Genomic DNA, 15,821 nt, shown 5'->3' on the forward strand with positions numbered 1-15,821 from the left:
GTGTTCTGATGGAGGTCCGTTGCGACGGAAGAATGGAATGATGCCTTGCGAGACATGCTGGAACAGATCTATTCGTCGCACCGGCAGGGGCTGTTTTCTCTGGCGTTGTCCATCACGGGCTGTCGGCAACAAGCGGAAGATGCCATCCATTCGGCGTTTGAACGCCTGTGCCGTTCAACAGCCTCACCAAACGGCGAGCCCGTGAACTACGTCTTTGCGGCGGTCAGAAATGCGGCTCGTGATGCGGTTCAGGCGGACCGACGGGTATCGAAGCTGCGGGAGTCGATCTTCAACAGTCACTTCGACTGTCCTGCTGCCGAAACCGCACCGGCCGACGGCCTGCTGACGGAGGAGCGCGATCAGATTCTGCGGTCGGCCGTTGAAAATCTGGATGACGATGATCGGGAGGTGGTGGTGCTGAAGGTCTTCGCGGAACTGACATTCGACGCGATCGGCGCGATTCTGAATCAGCCCGCCAAGACTCTGGCGAGTCGTTATCGCCGCGCTTTGAAGAAACTGGAAGAACAATTGCGAGGTCAGCTATGACAGAGTCGCAGGTTGAGAAACAACTTCGGCAGATCGCCCTGACGGAACCGTCGGGCACCCTGGACGAACGCGTGAAGGCATGCTTCGCGGCGCCGGTGGCCGTTGTGGTTTCGTCCGGCGGAGGCGTGGTGCCGTGGAGACTGCTGACGACCGTTGCGGTCGTCTGTCTGTTGATCGGCGGAGCGCTTGGGCGAGTCGCGTCGGTGGCTTTCGTCGAGAACGGTGCATCATCGGACCCGCGCAGCACGCCGGATTCAGGCAGTGATCCGGACAGTCTGCCAGCGAACCCGGGGGACTCGGAAATTGTGATCGTCAGCGATGCATCCGTCGACGCCGCTTCCGGAGCATTCGAATTTCCGGTGGCGGTGCAGGGGCCGAGTCTGTCGATTCTGTGCACCATGGTGCAACAGCATTCGGTGCCAGGCTCTGCTGAGGAACGGTGCCTGCAGTGCCATCACGGCATCAGAACCGTGACGCCGCAGTTCCGGTCGGAACACGTGCGAGATCCCAGATTCGAAGTCTGCATGTGGTGTCATGACACAAACGACGGTATCGATTCGCTGCTCAGGAGCGGACCGGCGGATTTGTCAACTGACGGCAGGCTTCGGTGACGTTGTTTGTTCCCGCCCGGGGCGGTCGCGACGGTGTGTGCATCAGCGCCGCGGGTGGGTTCGTTGCCGTTCACAGCGTGGATGGCATGTCGGACTGGACAACGCGGCTTGACATACCGGCTGTGGAGGATTCTCCCGCGTGTGCGAAATCCAATCAGGCTGCCGGCGGGCCGGATGGCTTTCGAATCGATGTGTCGTACAATTCAGCCTGCCCGCCGCATTCGCCGCCTGCTTTGGCCCCGTCACAGACCTGCCGGTTCTTCGTTCCTGTTGAAATCACCTGTTTTCATGAAGCGACTCTCACGAATTTTTCGCCTGCCTGGCGGCATTGCGGTGTGCATGCTGGGGGCTGGCTGTGGTGCAGACTACGAAATTCGCACATACGTCGCTCCGCGCGAAAACAAGGACGTCGTGAGCAGCGAAGCGCTGCGAAGTCAGTTTCCGGGAATACCGTTCAAATGGAAGGTTCCTGACACCTGGCGAATCGCCGAAAACGACCAGTTCAGTGTTTCTGCCTGGGAAACAGGTCCCGCCGGGATGGAAGCCCGAATCACGCTCAGCAAACTTGACGCGGCTGCCGGACTCATGCAGCAGGTCATTCGCTGGCGGACGCAACTGAATCTGAAGACAGAAACGGAAGAGGAACTGGCAGGCAGCTATCGGGAAATCACGGTGGGAAAATCGACGGGGACTTTCGTCGACATCAGCAATGACACGGAAACAATTCTTGGATTGATTGTTTCGGTCAATGAGACAATGTGGATCTTCAAGTATCGAGCACCGAACGCGACGACAAAGCAGACGGGTGACAGCTTTCAGAAGTTCGTCGAGGGTCTGGAAGTTGCGGATTCGGGACAGTGACGGGAACTATGCCCGGGATTGCGGATCGCTTTGGCTGCACCTGCCTCCGGGCCGACAATGGGTACGCAGCCGCGTAAGGAAGCGACGGTGGCCTGAGAAAGTAATCGGGCTGCCAAACCCAGCCGACGGAGCCGTTCGCAATTCGCGGCTGGCTTCCGACGACAGCGTCAAATCGTGACGCAGATGACATCAACGGTGAAATTCAGGGATACAACCAACCATGTCCAGCACCGCACTCCCCGGCAACATGGACCGGCATGCAGAAACGTCCGGCGAAGATCCGCTGATCAGAGCTGCATCGCAAAGCCTGCACGCACTAGCTTCGCTGAAGCTGACGTGCGTGCTGCTGCTGCTGTCGATGGTCATTGTATTTATCGGCAGCCTCGCTCAGGCACGGCGGGACGTGTGGCCGGTTGTGGGCCAGTACTTTCGGACATGGGTCGCCTGGATTGACGTGCAGGATCTGTTTCCTCCGTCGATGTTTCCATCACTGATGGATTTTGACTTCGATCGGCTCGGCAAGCTGCGTCATATCCCATTTCCCGGCGGCTGGACGATCGGCGTGCTGATGTTCGTAAACTTGGGAGTCGCGCATGCGCTTCGATTCCGGGTGCGCGTCCGGGGGATTCGGCTGCTGGCCGGAACCGTCGTGATCGTCATCGGCGGACTGATGACCACGGCCGTGATCGTCACCGGAAACGCCCAAACGGGCGTTGAATCCGCCAACACGCTTCTGACACCGATGCAGATCTGGAACTCAATGCTGGGACTTCTGGGCATCAGTGCGATCGTTCCGATCGTTGCCGCTTTCCGGAGTGCGGGTACGAAGCTTCAGAAAGCGGTCATGATCGGCACTGGCGGAATGCTGGCGGCACTGCTGGCGTTCTACGTGATCGGCGGTGATCGCGTCCGTCCGGACCTTTCCGCGATGAGAATTCTGTGGCAGCTTCTTAAAGGTGGAGCCTGCTCATTGGTGCTGCTGGTCGGCTGTCGAATGGTGTTCGACAAGCGCGGCGGAATTGTGCTGCTGCACGCGGGGGTTGCATTGCTGATGATCAGCGAACTGCTGGTTGCGGTCTACGGCAAGGAAAACCACCTGACACTCGTCGAGGGGCAGACCTCCAGCTACATGCGCGACATCCGTGAACGGGAACTGGCAATCATCCGGGCCGAGAGCGATGACAGTGACCAGGTCGTCGCGGTTCCTCAGGAAGTGCTGGAAGCCGGAGCCGCGGGAAAACTGCTGGATGGCGATGAAGGCAAGCTGGTGTCGCTGGAGACCCTTCCCTTCGACCTGAAGATTCGCAGGTATTTTCAGAATGCGGAACTGCGCTCCGTCATGCCTGACGACGAACCGGTCGGAACATCAGGTCTGGGGACCTTTGCTGTCCCCGTGAAACTGGAACCCGTCACCGGCATGGATGACAGCCAGGACCAGAGCGCGGTCGTGCTCGATGTGGTCGATCGCAGCACTGGTCGGACGATCGATTCGCTGCTGGTGTCTCAAAGCGTCAGTGAATTCCGGTCAGTTCCGATCGCGGAAAGAATTACCGTCGACGGAGAAGACTATGAGTTCTATCTGCGTTTCCAGCGAAATTACCGGGACGACGAAATCACACTGCTGGACACAAACCGCGAAAACTACGTCGGGACCGCAACGCCGCGCGACTATCGATCGACGATCATGATTCGAAATCCGGAGAAGGGGACCGAAGAGAAGTTCACGATCTGGATGAACAATCCGTTGAGGTATTCCGGCGAAAACTTCTACCAGACAGGCCATCAGGTCGTTGGCGACACGGAAATGTCCACGCTGTCGGTCGTCAGAAACACCGGTTGGATGCTGCCGTACATCGCCTGCATGATTGTGGCGTTCGGCATGTTCGGGCAGTTTCAACTAACTCTGTTTCGCTATCTGGGGCGAGTGGGCCGCCAGCCTTCCGGCAATTCCGCCGGTGAACGCCCGGTGGAAGCCGACGTGCGGAATCCGTTTGAGAGGTCAGAAACGAACTCGGCATCCTCTGTTTCGACAGAACCGCAAAGCACCTTAGCGAATTGGTCCGTTGTCGTGCCGGTCATTGTCGTCTGCCTGTGTGCCGCCTGGCTGGCCAGCAGCGCACGTACACCGAAGCCGGATTCGAAGACGTTCAATCTGTATCGGTTTGCGAACACTCCGGTGGCGTGGCGGGGGCGATCACAGCCGATCGACACATTCGCCAGGGCTCAGTTGCTGAAGGCGTCGCACAAGTCGACCTTCAAGGGTGAATTGGAACAGCGCGAGCTTGACCAACGGCGGGATAAGATCGTGGCCGCTGTCCAGTCCTACTGGTCAGACGTCGACTCCGGTTCACTGCAGAATTTCTCCGGGCAGTATTCCGACTGGATTGAGGAAATCGTCCGCATCACGCAGTCGGGCAGGGAAGCCGTCGAAGCCCGCATGCGCGACGTGATGGTCGCCAGAATGCCTGCCATTCGGTGGCTGCTGGACACTGCTGCACGTCCGGAACTGGCCGAGCGGCATCGCATCATTCGAATCGACAATGACAAGGTGCTGTCCCTGCTGGGTCTCGAAAAACGTCCGGGTATGGTGTATTCGCTCGCCGAAATCCAGCCAAATCTGAAGGAACTGGAATCGATCCATCGGCAGGCCCGTATGCTGCAAAGCGCGAATCAGACGGCAAGGATGGAAGACCTGGATCGGGGCGTAGTGGCGCTGTTCGACGCCGTGCGGTCGGTCAACGACGCAGGTGCCGCATTCCAGCGGGAGACCGCTCAGGGACTTGTCGATGCCTTCACGCGCGCACAGTTTCTCTTTGAACGGCTGGAAGGCTTTTCGATGATCACAGCGACGCCGACCGGTTTGCCGGACGCTCAGCGGTCGTGGGAAACCTTCATCGCCGCGGGAGCTGTCAGGAACGCTGCTGACGAGATGCGAAAACTGAACCTGACGACGGAAGAGCAGGTGAAGGACTACGTCTCAAAGACTCTGCCTCGTCAGATGGTGGAAACCGCCATCCAGGGCACTCACAAGATGGTGGAAGCCTGGGTTCGGGAAGAACTGAAGGAGGGCGAGGAGCCCGAACCGGATGCGGTTAAGAAGTTTGCCGTTCAGGCGGCGATGGTCCAGGAGGATCCCTTCCTGAAGCTGATTCTCGCTCACATTGCTCTGGCAGAACCCGGCACGTCGGCTGACGACATCCTTGCGAGTCTGGACGACGAACAGATCGGCAGGATTGCCGCACCGCGACTGGGATCTGCACTGACGGCGATCGACGATGTTGGGAAGCGGGCCGGACGTCTGCTGTACAATTCGAAGGACCGTGACTTCTTTGTCGCGGCGACAAACGGATTCGAACGAATTCTGGATTCGTGGGAAGACAAGGACATCGCGGGGTTTAATGACGCCGTCGACAGCTATCAGGCACTGCTGGCGGACGAACAGCCGGCCCACCTGAACGCGGCGTCCGTGAAACAGGAGGCATACTTCAATTTCTACGAACCGTTCTGGAAGGCGATCTATCTCTATTTGCCGGTGATTCTGCTGTCGTTCTGTAGCTGGCTGGTGTGGCCGAAGACTTTGCGCTGGACGGCGTTCTGGATCATGTTCGTGGCGTTCGTGGTCCACACTTTGGCGCTTAATGCCAGGATGGAGATCTCCGGTCGCCTGGCTCCCGTCACCAGCCTGTATTCGTCGGCAATCTTCATCGGCTGGGCGGTCGTGCTGGCATCGTTTGTCATCGAACTGGTCGTAAAACGCGGCGTAGGTAACATCCTTGGAGCGTCCTGCGGGGCCGCGACGCTGGTCATTGCCCACTTTCTGGCAATCGACGAAGGCGACACGATGGGAGTCATGCAGGCCGTGCTGGACACGACGTTCTGGCTGGCGACACACGTGGTCTGCATCACGCTGGGCTACGCAGCCACGTTTCTTGCCGGCGCGCTGGGGTTGGCGTACTGCGTACTAGCTATCTTCCGGACGGACGACCACGGCAAAGCGGCTGATCTGAAGCGGACGGGCTCGATGCTTTACGGCGTCCTGTGCTTCGCGCTGTTCTTCAGCCTGGTCGGAACAGTGCTGGGGGGACTCTGGGCAGATGATTCCTGGGGCCGGTTCTGGGGATGGGATCCGAAGGAAAACGGCGCCATGCTGATCGTGCTGTGGAATGCCGTGATCCTGCACGCTCGCTGGGACAGGATGATTCGCGACTATGGTACAGCCGTCCTGGCAATGGTGGGCAATATCGTCACGGCATGGAGCTGGTTCGGTGTCAACGAATTGGGAGCCGGATTGCACAGCTATGGCTTTACCAGCGGCCGCCTGCTGGCTCTGATTCTGTTTGTCGCCGTGCAGGCCATCGTGATCGCCGCAGCCGCGGCGCTAAGACCGGGGCAGGTGACCGGGAATCGCTCAGCGACCGCGTAACAGGAGTGATTCCGCAGGAGCGCGCGGCGGAATCCGCTCTGTGTGCCGACGGTGCGATCGATTCCCGCGCCGAGTTGCCGAAATCCGTCCGCCCGAATCCGGTTCGTTCTGCTTCGCGGCAGGTTCGTCTACTGCACGGCGATGGCAAACACGCACAGGATCCCCAGCCAGACGATCCCCAGCACGTGCCAGAAGCAGCTCGCGAACGTGACTCCCCAGTAGTATTCGTGGTCATACCGGTCGGCAAACGCACTCAGCGTGATCCACAGCAACACCGACTGAGCGACCAGAAAATGCATCGCGTGAAGCGCGGTGAACATGAACACAAATCCGTGGACGTTCATCTGCGGGTTTTCAACGTCCTTTGTGGCGGACGCAAAGTGCCACAGCCCGAACGACTGCACGCCAACGAACAGAATCGCACAGGCCAGTGCCAGCAGCAGTGATCGACGAAACGGCACCTGACGTTCGATCTTCACGTGCTGCACACTTCGGTGCAGGAACCAGCTTCCCGCCAGCAGAAACAGCGTCCCAAACTGAAACGCGGTCGGCAGTTGCAAGCCGTCCCCGGGCGGCGGAACGGGATTCAATCGCGACAGCAGGAACGCAATGCAAAACGCGACGACCGCCTGCATGACCGTCGCCACGAAGAAGTGGCGAGTCAGAACGGCGCGGGAAATTCGGTCAGTTCCGGACATTCGTGAAACCGATTCGCATTCCTGCCGGGCTTTTCGTACGTCATCGCAGCCGGAATTCGCCCGGCTGCCTGGTCGAATTCTTCGACGGCGAAGCTACGATGCAGGCTGCGTATAAACAGTCCTGATGCCGGTACCAATCCGGCAAGTCTGAAAACGGGAGATCATGTATGAATTCGTTCCGCTCGCTGATGTTGGTCCCCGCTGTGATCGCCGGGGGTGTATTCGCCGCCGGAAGTGCCGCAGCAGGCGATTCCTTTTACGAATTTGACGTGAAGTCGCTGGCCGGCGACAAGGTGGATCTGGCTCAGTACAAGGGAAAGGTGCTGTTGGTTGTCAACGTGGCCAGCAAATGCGGCGCGACTGAGCAGTACAAGCAGCTTCAGGAGATGTACGACAAGCATAAGGAAGAGGGGCTGGTTGTTCTGGGATTTCCCTGCAATCAGTTCGGCGGCCAGGAACCCGGATCCGCTAAGGAGATTCAGGAATTCTGCTCGTCAACGTACGCGGTGAAGTTTCCGATGTTCTCAAAAATCGACGTGAATGGCAGCGAGGAGGCCCCGCTTTACGGCTGGCTGAAGAAGCATGCTGAAGACCACACGGACATCGGGTGGAACTTTGAGAAATTCGTGATTGGCAGAGACGGAAACGTGGTGGCTCGTTTCAAAACGCGGACGAAGCCTGACGCCCCGGAAGTGATCGCGGCGATTGAGAAGGAGCTCGCGAAAGCAGCCGCCGAATAATCCGATGCGACACCAGCAACCGCCGGGCGCGGTGAACGCTCCCGGCGGTTTGCGGTTCATTCCACGTGCCGCAGCACGATGATGCGGTCAGGAGGCGGTACAGTCAAACCAGCGAGTTTCTCGAGCGGCCTTCATGGCAGCAGGCAGCAAAATTCAGGATCAGCGGGTGACCACCATTCAGCGAAATCCGACTCGACCCGTTCGGATCGGCAGCGTGACGATCGGCGACAGCCATCCGATCGCGATTCAGAGCATGACGGCGACCCGGACTCGTGACATTGACGCCACAGTGCGGCAGATCCGGGATCTGGTCGACGCCGGGGCCGATATCGTGCGAGTCGCAATTGACAGCCGCAACGACGCGGAGGCCCTGATTGAAATCCGCAGTCAGGTCGACGGCAATCTTTCGGTCGATCTGCAGGAAAACTACCGACTGGCGGAAGTGATTGCTCCGCATGTCGACAAGATCCGTTACAACCCCGGGCACCTTTACCACCACGAACGTGACAAACCGTGGCACGAAAAAGTGCAGTACCTTGTCGGCGTCGCTCGGGACAACGATTGTGCCCTTCGAGTCGGCGTGAATTGCGGATCCGTGGACCCGGACAAGAAGTCGAAGTTCGCCGCGGACGACTCCGTTTCACCGATGCTGGAAAGTGCGTGGGAACACTGCGATTTGCTGGACGGGATGGACTTCACTCGCTACTGCGTTTCATTGAAGGACTCCGATCCGGCAAACGTCGTCGATGTCAACCGGCGGTTTGCCGAAAAGCGTCCCGATGTTCCGCTGCATCTGGGCGTCACCGAGGCGGGAATGCCGCCTGAAGGAATCATTAAGACTCGCATCGCGTTCGAGCAACTGGTCAGTCGCGGTATCGGCGACACAATCCGCGTTTCTCTGACAGTGCCCAACAACCGGAAGCCGGAAGAAATTGCCGCCGGACGAGCAATCCTTGACGACATCGCCGGCGGGCGAGTGCGGTCCGTTGTCGACTACGGGCTGAAGACGCTGAATATCATCAGTTGCCCAAGCTGTTCGCGAGTGGAGAACGAGGCGTTCATCGATCTGGCCGAGCAGGTTCGCGACATGACCGCGTACGCTCAGGATCACGCCATTACGATCGCCGTGATGGGCTGCCGCGTGAACGGACCGGGTGAAACCGACGACGCCGATCTGGGACTCTGGTGCGGACCAAATCAGGTGAATCTGAAAAAGGGTCCGGAAAGTCTGGGAGCCTTCGGGTACGACGAAATCCTGCCTCGACTGAAGGCGGAACTGGATTCGCTGATTGAACAGAAATGCCCGACCCCGTGAGAAAGGGGGCTCCCGGAAGCTGCTCATGAGCTGGCGAAAAAAACAGGACGAAACGAATCGGCTGCGCCACTGGCTTGCTGTTGGCGGCTGCACGGTCGTCGGTGGCTTCATCGGTGCCACGATGGGATTGGGCGTCTGCGTCTATCTGCTGTCGTTCACGATCCTGTTTCCGGGTGACACAATCGTGGCCGGCGCGATCATTTGTGGTACGTTCGGCTTTATCTACGGCGAACCGTTTCTGGATTGGTTGCTGGAAAATTTCCGGCACTTCGTGTGAGCCGCCTGTCGCCAACACCGGCGAATTTCGCAGGTTCTGTCGCCGCGTTCGCCGAAGATCGCCTTCACTCGTTCAGCAACTTGCCCGGCGACGGTGGAAGTGCCGATTCCCATCTTGGGAGCCGCATCGGAACACGGTACGTTTCGTCCGAAAAGCGCCGCGATCGCTGTGCGCGTCGAATGAGCAGGGCAGGAGGCCCGAAAATGTCCGAAGTCGAAGTCATCGAAATCATCAAGACCAGCCTCAACGAACTCCTTCGCTGGGTGGGCTTCGGGACGCTGACCGGACTGGCAGCCAAAGCGATCATGCCCGGCCGCGACCCGGGCGGTGCCGTGGCGACGGTCCTGATGGGCATCGGAGGCAGTGTGATCGGCTGCGGAACGGTCCTGTTTTTCTGGCGCGACGCGGAGATCGATCCCATTAGCGGCAAGGGATTCGTCGCCGCGACGCTGGGTGCCTTCATCCTGCTGTTCTTCTATCGCCTGCTTGCCGGTTCGTTCATCAGCGAGTCCAGCGGGCACGAAGACAAGATGATGCACAAGACGCGCAAGCGAAGCCGTCGACGCAAGATGATCGAAGACATGCTGAACGACGCTGCGTGAATCGTCGCGCGGCGTTCCGAAACCGAAATCGCTTCAGGATCGCGAATCCCCGGTGTTCTTTTCGTCGAAACGAATCGCCGGCTGCGAAATGTCATGCGAGCGGCGAACTTCATTCAGCGCTTCCTGAAGCGACTGCCGCAACTTGCGATTTCGCCGCTGAATCTGCGATGAATACACGTGGGAGGCGACCGCGTCGCTCAGGGCCAGCAGCACCAGCCAGAGCGAAAGCAGCAGCAGCCCGATGACGTAAAACGACGCAAAGACCGGGGATTCTCCGAACGCCCTGAGGTATCCGCACAGACCGATCAGCGCTCCCAGGGTGACGGTCAGGGCAGAAGTCTGCATCCTTCGGCGGTACTGCTGATCGTAGAACCGATGATCGGTGTCGGACAGCGAATCGTCCTCCTGGTGACGTCGGTGATGGACGATGTGCAGCACCACCATTCCAATGCCGACTGCGGCCACCAGCGCTCCGAAATACAGATAAGCGGGATCGTTGAACACGGCTGCGTTCTCCGTTTACTGTGTCTTTGGGGAACCTCGAAGTAGCGGGCTGGCCCCGAAATCGCCCCTGGAATCGCCCGCCGAAACGCAGGCTGATAATCGAACGTCCGGTGCCTGCCCCGTCCTTCTGGCGCACCCGGCGGAAAGTCACGCACGGGTGGCTGGCAGGCCATCGTATCGTCGGACGTCGGAATTTCCAGAAGATGCAGGGAAACGTATCTCCGAAAGCAGATGTGTCATCACAACGATGGCGCTAGCGCTGCCAATCCGGACTTGATCCCGTTCTGGATGTTCCGGTCCTCCGGTCAGACGCAGCCGACAACGTGCGGGGTGACAAATCGCGTCGGGCAGGGCGAAGCTGGCCAGCCTGAGATTGTTTCCGTCGCCGAAAAAACGTGAAATCGGGGATAGAATCACTGCGTCTTCAGCGCCGAAACGCGATTCGGCCGAACATTTTTGCAAAACTGACGTCTCTGATTGACATAGTTACAACTCTCACTGCAGAAAAGCGCCCGGGAAAACGGAACGTCGAATCGATCGGAATTCTCCCTGCCGCCGGAGAATCGCTGGCCGAAAAGGCGGTCTCAGACGTTCATGGTCAACCAGCCAGTTCAGACATTTTTCACGGATGCCGGGGGTTCCGGCACAAGCTTTGCCTTTCTCTTGTCGGGATCATCCTGCCCCCGAAGACCCAGGAGGTAAGCTGTGGGACATTACAACACCGACACGATTTCCGAATTGGCGAACCAGCAAATGCGGTTTGCACCGCAGGCGGTGCGCCATCGACAGATCGCCGGGGCGGAAGCGCTGCTCGATCAGGTAGACGGCGCGAAGGCATACAATTTCGCAGACATCTGCAAGCGGCTAACCGGATATCGACCGGAACGGACCGACACTGGTCAGATCGCGGGCACTGATCTGATTCACGATCTGCGCTGCTTCATCGAGGATCTTTCAGAGAGTCTGAAACTTGAATCAAATGACTTCTCAGAACCGCTGCTGACGGTCAGAGAAGTCAGCGAGAAGCTCAACGTTTCGGCAAAGACGGTGGACCGGTGGAGAAACCGCGGGCTGGCAAGCCGCCGAGTGCTCGTGGGCGGCCGTCGGCGAGTTGTGATCCCGCAGTCGACGCTGGATCGATTCGTCGAGACTCACCGAGACGAAGTCGATCGCAGCCAGAACTTTCGACAGCTTTCCGACGAAGAGCGCGAGCGCATCATCTTCCTTGCTCGCCAGCTTGCATCCGAGGGGCTTGGCTTGACGGACGTGAGTCGAAGAGTCGCGCAGCGTTTTGACCGCGCGACGGAGACGATTCGCTACACACTGCGGGACTTCGACTCGAAGAACCCCCAGAATGCGATTTTCCCGACGAATGGCACGCGGTTGAGCACCAGTCACGAGAATCTGGCATACGACCTGTACTCCGCCGGCATCCCGCTGACAGACCTTGCGCGGCGTTTCGGCAGACCAAAATCAATGATCCAGGCAGTGATCGCAGACGTCCGGGCACGGCGAATCAAGTCGCTGGATATCGACTTCATCGACAGCGAGGAATTCCGTCTGCCGGACGCCGACAGAATCATCCGGACCACTGCACCGGAATACGACGAACCGGACTCGACGGCAAGAGTGCCGACGGATCTGCCCGCCTACCTGGCAGAACTGTACAACGTGCCACTTCTGAACAAGGCTCAGGAACAACACTACTTTCGTCTGATGAACTACCTGAAATTCAAGGCTTCGAACCTGCAGCAGGACCTGGACCTGAAGCAACCGAAGGGCCGACCCGTGGCCGAGATCGAAGCGATCCTGAAGGAGGTCGCGGAAGTCAAGAGCCTGTTGATTCGTTCGAACCTTCGACTTGTCGTCTCCATTGCAAAGCGTCACCTGAAGCCCGGCGCGAATTTCTTTGAACTCGTCAGCGACGGCAATATGTCGCTGATCCGTGCGATTGAGAAGTTCGACTACTTCCGGGGCAATAAGTTCTCGACGTATGCGTCATGGGCCATCATGAAGAACTTCGCGCGATCGGTGCCGGCGGAATCGACGCGGCTCGATCGATTCCGGACCGGTTTTGATGAACTGTTTCATGAATCGGATGACGCTCGTGGCAACCCGTTCGCCGCAGAGATGGTCAACACAGCTCAGCGAACGGCCATTCAGGAGATCATGAAGGAGCTGAGCGGCCGCGAACAGAAGGTAATTGCCTGCCGCTTCGGACTCGACTACGGCACTGAGCCGGAAACTCTGGAGCAGGTCGGCAACCGGCTTGGCGTCACCAAGGAACGGGTCCGGCAGATCGAAGTCAGAACGCTGGAGAAGCTGCGGCGAATCGCTCGACGGCGCCGGGTCGACATTCCGGGAATCTGACCGCTTGCCGGGTTTCCGGGCGAGGACTCAGAACGCCCGCCAGAACCCTGGTGGCGCAGCCGCGTTTTTCCCGAGGAATCGGGGCCGCACTTCAGCCTCCGCAACCGGCTGCCAGGTGCGGCTGCAGCGTCCGGCAACTGGTGAATCACCTGCGGGAATACTGCGTTCCTGGCCTGACTTTTCCTGAATTCGGACTGCCCGGCGAATCGCGAAACAGCCTTGCTTGCGAAATCGCGATTGCTATACTCCCCGGCTCGCCACTGCGGTCGGTCTGCGCTAGCGTAGCTCAATTGGCAGAGCTCCGGTTTTGTAAACCGGTGGTTGTGGGTTCAAGTCCCTCCGCTAGCTTAAACGCGTCGCTGGAAGTGTGGTGTGTACAGAGCTGCCTCATTTGCAGTGCCGACGAGCGATCGAGGGGGTGTTCCAGAGCGGCCAAATGGGCCAGACTGTAAATCTGGTGGCGAAGCCTTCGCAGGTTCGAATCCTGCCGCCCCCACCTCATTGGATCTGGAAGCCCGGACGCGGGTTGAGGTTCAGCGGGCGTAGTTCAATGGTAGAACTCCAGCCTTCCAAGCTGGTCGTGTGGGTTCGATTCCCATCGCCCGCTCTCCATCTTTGTGTTTGGCAGGGTTTGCTGCTGTAGCTCAGTTGGTAGAGTGCGTCCTTGGTAAGGACGAGGTCATGGGTTCAAGTCCCATCAGCAGCTCTCGGTGAGTGACGAGTGTGGGCGGTGTCCTGTGTTGGGGCACCTGTTTTTATTTTGAAATCTGCCGGGCGCCGATGTCAGCCCGGCTTAGATCGATCTGGAGTTTGGGAGATGGCAAAGGAACAATTTCAGCGCACGAAGCCTCATGTGAATGTGGGCACAATCGGCCACATCGACCACGGCAAGACAACGACAACAGCCGCAATTCTGGCTGTGCAGGCCGCGAAGGGACTTGCGAATGCGGTCTCCTACTCCGAGGTTGCCAAGGGGGGCACGGTCCGCGACGAAACAAAGACCGTCACGATTGCCGTCAGCCACGTTGAATACGAAACACCCAATCGGCACTACGCCCACATCGATTGCCCCGGCCACGCCGACTACATCAAGAACATGATCACCGGTGCCGCCCAGATGGACGGTGCGATCCTGGTGGTGTCCGCAGCCGACGGGCCGATGCCTCAGACTCGTGAGCACATCCTGCTGGCTCGCCAGGTGGACGTCCCGGCCCTCGTCGTGTTCCTGAATAAGTGCGACCTTGTCGACGATGAGGACCTGCTGGAACTCGTCGAGATGGAAGTTCGCGAACTGCTGACGAAGTACGACTTTCCGGGCGACGACGTTCCGCTGGTCCGCGGCAACGCCAAGGGCGCGCTGGACAATCCGTCCGACGAAACCTACAGCAAGTGCATCACAGAGCTGATGGAGGCTCTCGACTCGTACATTCCCGAGCCCGCTCGTGAAGCCGATAAGCCGTTCCTGATGGCCGTTGAAGACGTGTTTTCCATCGAAGGTCGCGGCACTGTGGCAACCGGCCGTATTGAGCAGGGTGTCGTCAAGGTCGGCGAAAAGGTTCAGGTTGTCGGGCTTCGTGATACCCAGGAAACGACCTGCACCGGCGTCGAAATGTTTCAGAAGACGCTGGATCAGGGAATTGCCGGTGACAACGTCGGCCTGCTTCTGCGAGGTCTGAAGAAGGAAGACATTCAACGGGGTCAGGTGCTCGCCGCACCCAACACCATTCATCCGCACGTGAAGTTCGAAGCAGAAGTTTATGTGCTCAGCAAGGAGGAAGGTGGCCGTCATACGCCATTCTTCTCCGGGTATCGACCGCAATTCTACTTCCGTACGACAGACGTCACCGGCGCGGCCAAGCTGCTTGGCGGCGCGGAGATGTGCATGCCTGGTGACAACGTGAAGCTGGAAGTCGAAATGGGCAAGCCGATCGCTCTGGATGCAGGTAGTCGCTTCGCAATTCGTGAAGGCGGCCGCACCGTGGGATCCGGCGTCGTTACAAAAATCCTTGAGTAACCTGACTGGTCTCTTGGCTGCCGGTCCGCGTCGGAGCGGTCCGGCAGTTTACTTTTGATGGTGGAGGATGGTCTGGTGCGCGAGTACGTCTGGCTGGAATGCACGGAAACCGGTATGCGAAATTACCGCGTGATCAAGGAAACACGCGGGACGGAGCGGCTGGAACTGATGAAGTACTGCCCCAGGCTGCGGAGGCACACGCTTCACAAGGAATCTCGCAAGAAGTAAGTGGCGGCGGCCCCGGAAGTTTACGGGTGTAGCTCAATTGGCAGAGCAGCGGATTCCAAATCCGCAGGTTGGGGGTTCAAGTCCCTCCGCCCGTGTTCTGAGGCGGTTTCATACCGAGGATTTGATGAGAGATTCGAGCTGATGTCAGGCAAGGGTGCTGCTTCAATTCTGCCTCAACTGTTCCGGGTCGGTCTGTACAAACCCAGCCAGGGGCGGCTGGTCCGTCAGGCGACGTTCATCGGAATTGCTGTCGTAACGGGGTTTGGAGCGATGACGCTGGCAAACGGCCCGCTGGGAGCGATGCAGACTCCGGTTCAGATCGGTGTTCCGCTGGCTGTGTGGATGTGTTGCTGCTGGTTTGCTTTTCGCGCGGTCAACGTGCCCAAATTTGCTGACTTCCTGATTTCTGTTGAATCGGAACTGGAAAAAGTCGTTTGGCCCGGTCGCCGCGAAGTCTTGCAGGCAACGGTTGTTGTCCTGGTAACGATGCTGTTTCTGGGAGTCTTTCTTTCCGCCATGGACTTTATCTGGAAGGAATTGTTTTCCCTGATTCATTTCATCGACTACTAGAGCCACAGACGCCGCTGTGGCCTGAAACGCGGCAGTCCGTTCGCACTGAGTTGGCTAAACTC

Annotated in this window: 14 protein-coding genes and 5 tRNA genes; 17 read left to right on the forward strand and 2 right to left on the reverse strand. The window is 58.8% G+C overall.

The window, feature by feature from the left end; all coding sequences use genetic code 11:
- The first annotated feature begins 54 nt into the window (after positions 1-54).
- The 4 genes from R3C19_16560 to ccsA all read left to right on the forward strand — a co-directional run bounded on the left by R3C19_16560 (position 55) and on the right by ccsA (position 6,441).
- Positions 55-546 carry a sigma-70 family RNA polymerase sigma factor gene (locus R3C19_16560; protein MEZ6061958.1) on the forward strand — a complete coding sequence of 164 codons (492 nt, stop codon included), beginning with the start codon at positions 55-57 and terminating at the stop codon, positions 544-546.
- Positions 543-1,157: a hypothetical protein gene (locus R3C19_16565; protein ID MEZ6061959.1), complete on the forward strand. Its 615-nt coding sequence runs from the start codon at positions 543-545 to the stop codon at positions 1,155-1,157. The genes R3C19_16560 and R3C19_16565 overlap by 4 nt, the downstream gene beginning before the upstream one ends.
- Before the next feature lie 288 nt (positions 1,158-1,445).
- Positions 1,446-2,018 carry a hypothetical protein gene (locus R3C19_16570; protein MEZ6061960.1) on the forward strand — a complete coding sequence of 191 codons (573 nt, stop codon included), beginning with the start codon at positions 1,446-1,448 and terminating at the stop codon, positions 2,016-2,018.
- 220 nt (positions 2,019-2,238) lie between these two features.
- On the forward strand, positions 2,239-6,441 hold the full coding sequence (gene ccsA, locus R3C19_16575) for a cytochrome c biogenesis protein CcsA (GenBank protein ID MEZ6061961.1): 4,203 nt from the start codon (positions 2,239-2,241) through the stop codon (positions 6,439-6,441).
- A 128-nt stretch (positions 6,442-6,569) separates the two neighbouring features.
- Here the strand turns inward: ccsA and R3C19_16580 are convergent, their stop codons facing one another.
- Positions 6,570-7,139, reverse strand: coding sequence for a hypothetical protein (locus R3C19_16580; GenBank protein ID MEZ6061962.1), 570 nt, complete (start codon positions 7,137-7,139; stop codon positions 6,570-6,572).
- A 167-nt stretch (positions 7,140-7,306) separates the two neighbouring features.
- Here R3C19_16580 and R3C19_16585 point away from each other — a divergent pair, with 167 nt between their 5' ends.
- From R3C19_16585 to R3C19_16600, 4 genes are all read left to right on the forward strand, one after another.
- A complete protein-coding gene (locus tag R3C19_16585) occupies positions 7,307-7,879 on the forward strand; it encodes a glutathione peroxidase (GenBank protein MEZ6061963.1) in 573 nt (190 codons plus the stop codon).
- A 166-nt stretch (positions 7,880-8,045) separates the two neighbouring features.
- A complete protein-coding gene (gene ispG, locus R3C19_16590) occupies positions 8,046-9,194 on the forward strand; it encodes a (E)-4-hydroxy-3-methylbut-2-enyl-diphosphate synthase (protein MEZ6061964.1) in 1,149 nt (382 codons plus the stop codon).
- 25 nt (positions 9,195-9,219) lie between these two features.
- The gene (locus R3C19_16595) at positions 9,220-9,471 is read left to right on the forward strand and encodes a hypothetical protein (GenBank protein MEZ6061965.1); all 252 of its coding nucleotides are present in this window, start codon (positions 9,220-9,222) and stop codon (positions 9,469-9,471) included.
- A 203-nt stretch (positions 9,472-9,674) separates the two neighbouring features.
- Positions 9,675-10,073 carry a GlsB/YeaQ/YmgE family stress response membrane protein gene (locus R3C19_16600; protein ID MEZ6061966.1) on the forward strand — a complete coding sequence of 133 codons (399 nt, stop codon included), beginning with the start codon at positions 9,675-9,677 and terminating at the stop codon, positions 10,071-10,073.
- A gap of 33 nt (positions 10,074-10,106) precedes the next feature.
- Here the strand turns inward: R3C19_16600 and R3C19_16605 are convergent, their stop codons facing one another.
- Positions 10,107-10,577, reverse strand: a complete 471-nt coding sequence (locus tag R3C19_16605) for a hypothetical protein (protein ID MEZ6061967.1) — start codon at positions 10,575-10,577, stop codon at positions 10,107-10,109.
- A gap of 705 nt (positions 10,578-11,282) precedes the next feature.
- Here R3C19_16605 and R3C19_16610 point away from each other — a divergent pair.
- The 9 genes from R3C19_16610 (at position 11,283) to secE (ending at position 15,759) form a co-directional block, all read left to right on the forward strand.
- Positions 11,283-12,947 (forward strand): sigma-70 family RNA polymerase sigma factor, encoded by a 1,665-nt coding sequence (locus tag R3C19_16610; GenBank protein MEZ6061968.1) that lies wholly within the window; start codon positions 11,283-11,285, stop codon positions 12,945-12,947.
- A gap of 275 nt (positions 12,948-13,222) precedes the next feature.
- Positions 13,223-13,295: transfer RNA gene (locus tag R3C19_16615), tRNA-Thr, on the forward strand.
- Between the two features lie 66 nt (positions 13,296-13,361).
- Positions 13,362-13,443: transfer RNA gene (locus tag R3C19_16620), tRNA-Tyr, on the forward strand.
- A 40-nt stretch (positions 13,444-13,483) separates the two neighbouring features.
- Positions 13,484-13,554: transfer RNA gene (locus R3C19_16625), tRNA-Gly, on the forward strand.
- Positions 13,555-13,580: 26 nt separating this feature from the next.
- Positions 13,581-13,653 (forward strand) — tRNA-Thr (locus R3C19_16630).
- A gap of 111 nt (positions 13,654-13,764) precedes the next feature.
- Entirely contained in the window at positions 13,765-14,961 is a 1,197-nt protein-coding gene (gene tuf / locus R3C19_16635; protein MEZ6061969.1) for an elongation factor Tu, read from the forward strand.
- Positions 14,962-15,036: 75 nt separating this feature from the next.
- Positions 15,037-15,189 carry a 50S ribosomal protein L33 gene (rpmG, locus tag R3C19_16640; protein ID MEZ6061970.1) on the forward strand — a complete coding sequence of 51 codons (153 nt, stop codon included), beginning with the start codon at positions 15,037-15,039 and terminating at the stop codon, positions 15,187-15,189.
- A gap of 22 nt (positions 15,190-15,211) precedes the next feature.
- A tRNA-Trp gene (locus R3C19_16645) sits at positions 15,212-15,284 on the forward strand.
- A gap of 46 nt (positions 15,285-15,330) precedes the next feature.
- A complete protein-coding gene (gene secE / locus R3C19_16650; GenBank protein MEZ6061971.1) occupies positions 15,331-15,759 on the forward strand; it encodes a preprotein translocase subunit SecE in 429 nt (142 codons plus the stop codon).
- Positions 15,760-15,821: the final 62 nt, after the last annotated feature.

This window comes from Planctomycetaceae bacterium (assembly GCA_041398785.1).
GTDB lineage: Bacteria > Planctomycetota > Planctomycetia > Planctomycetales > Planctomycetaceae > JAWKUA01.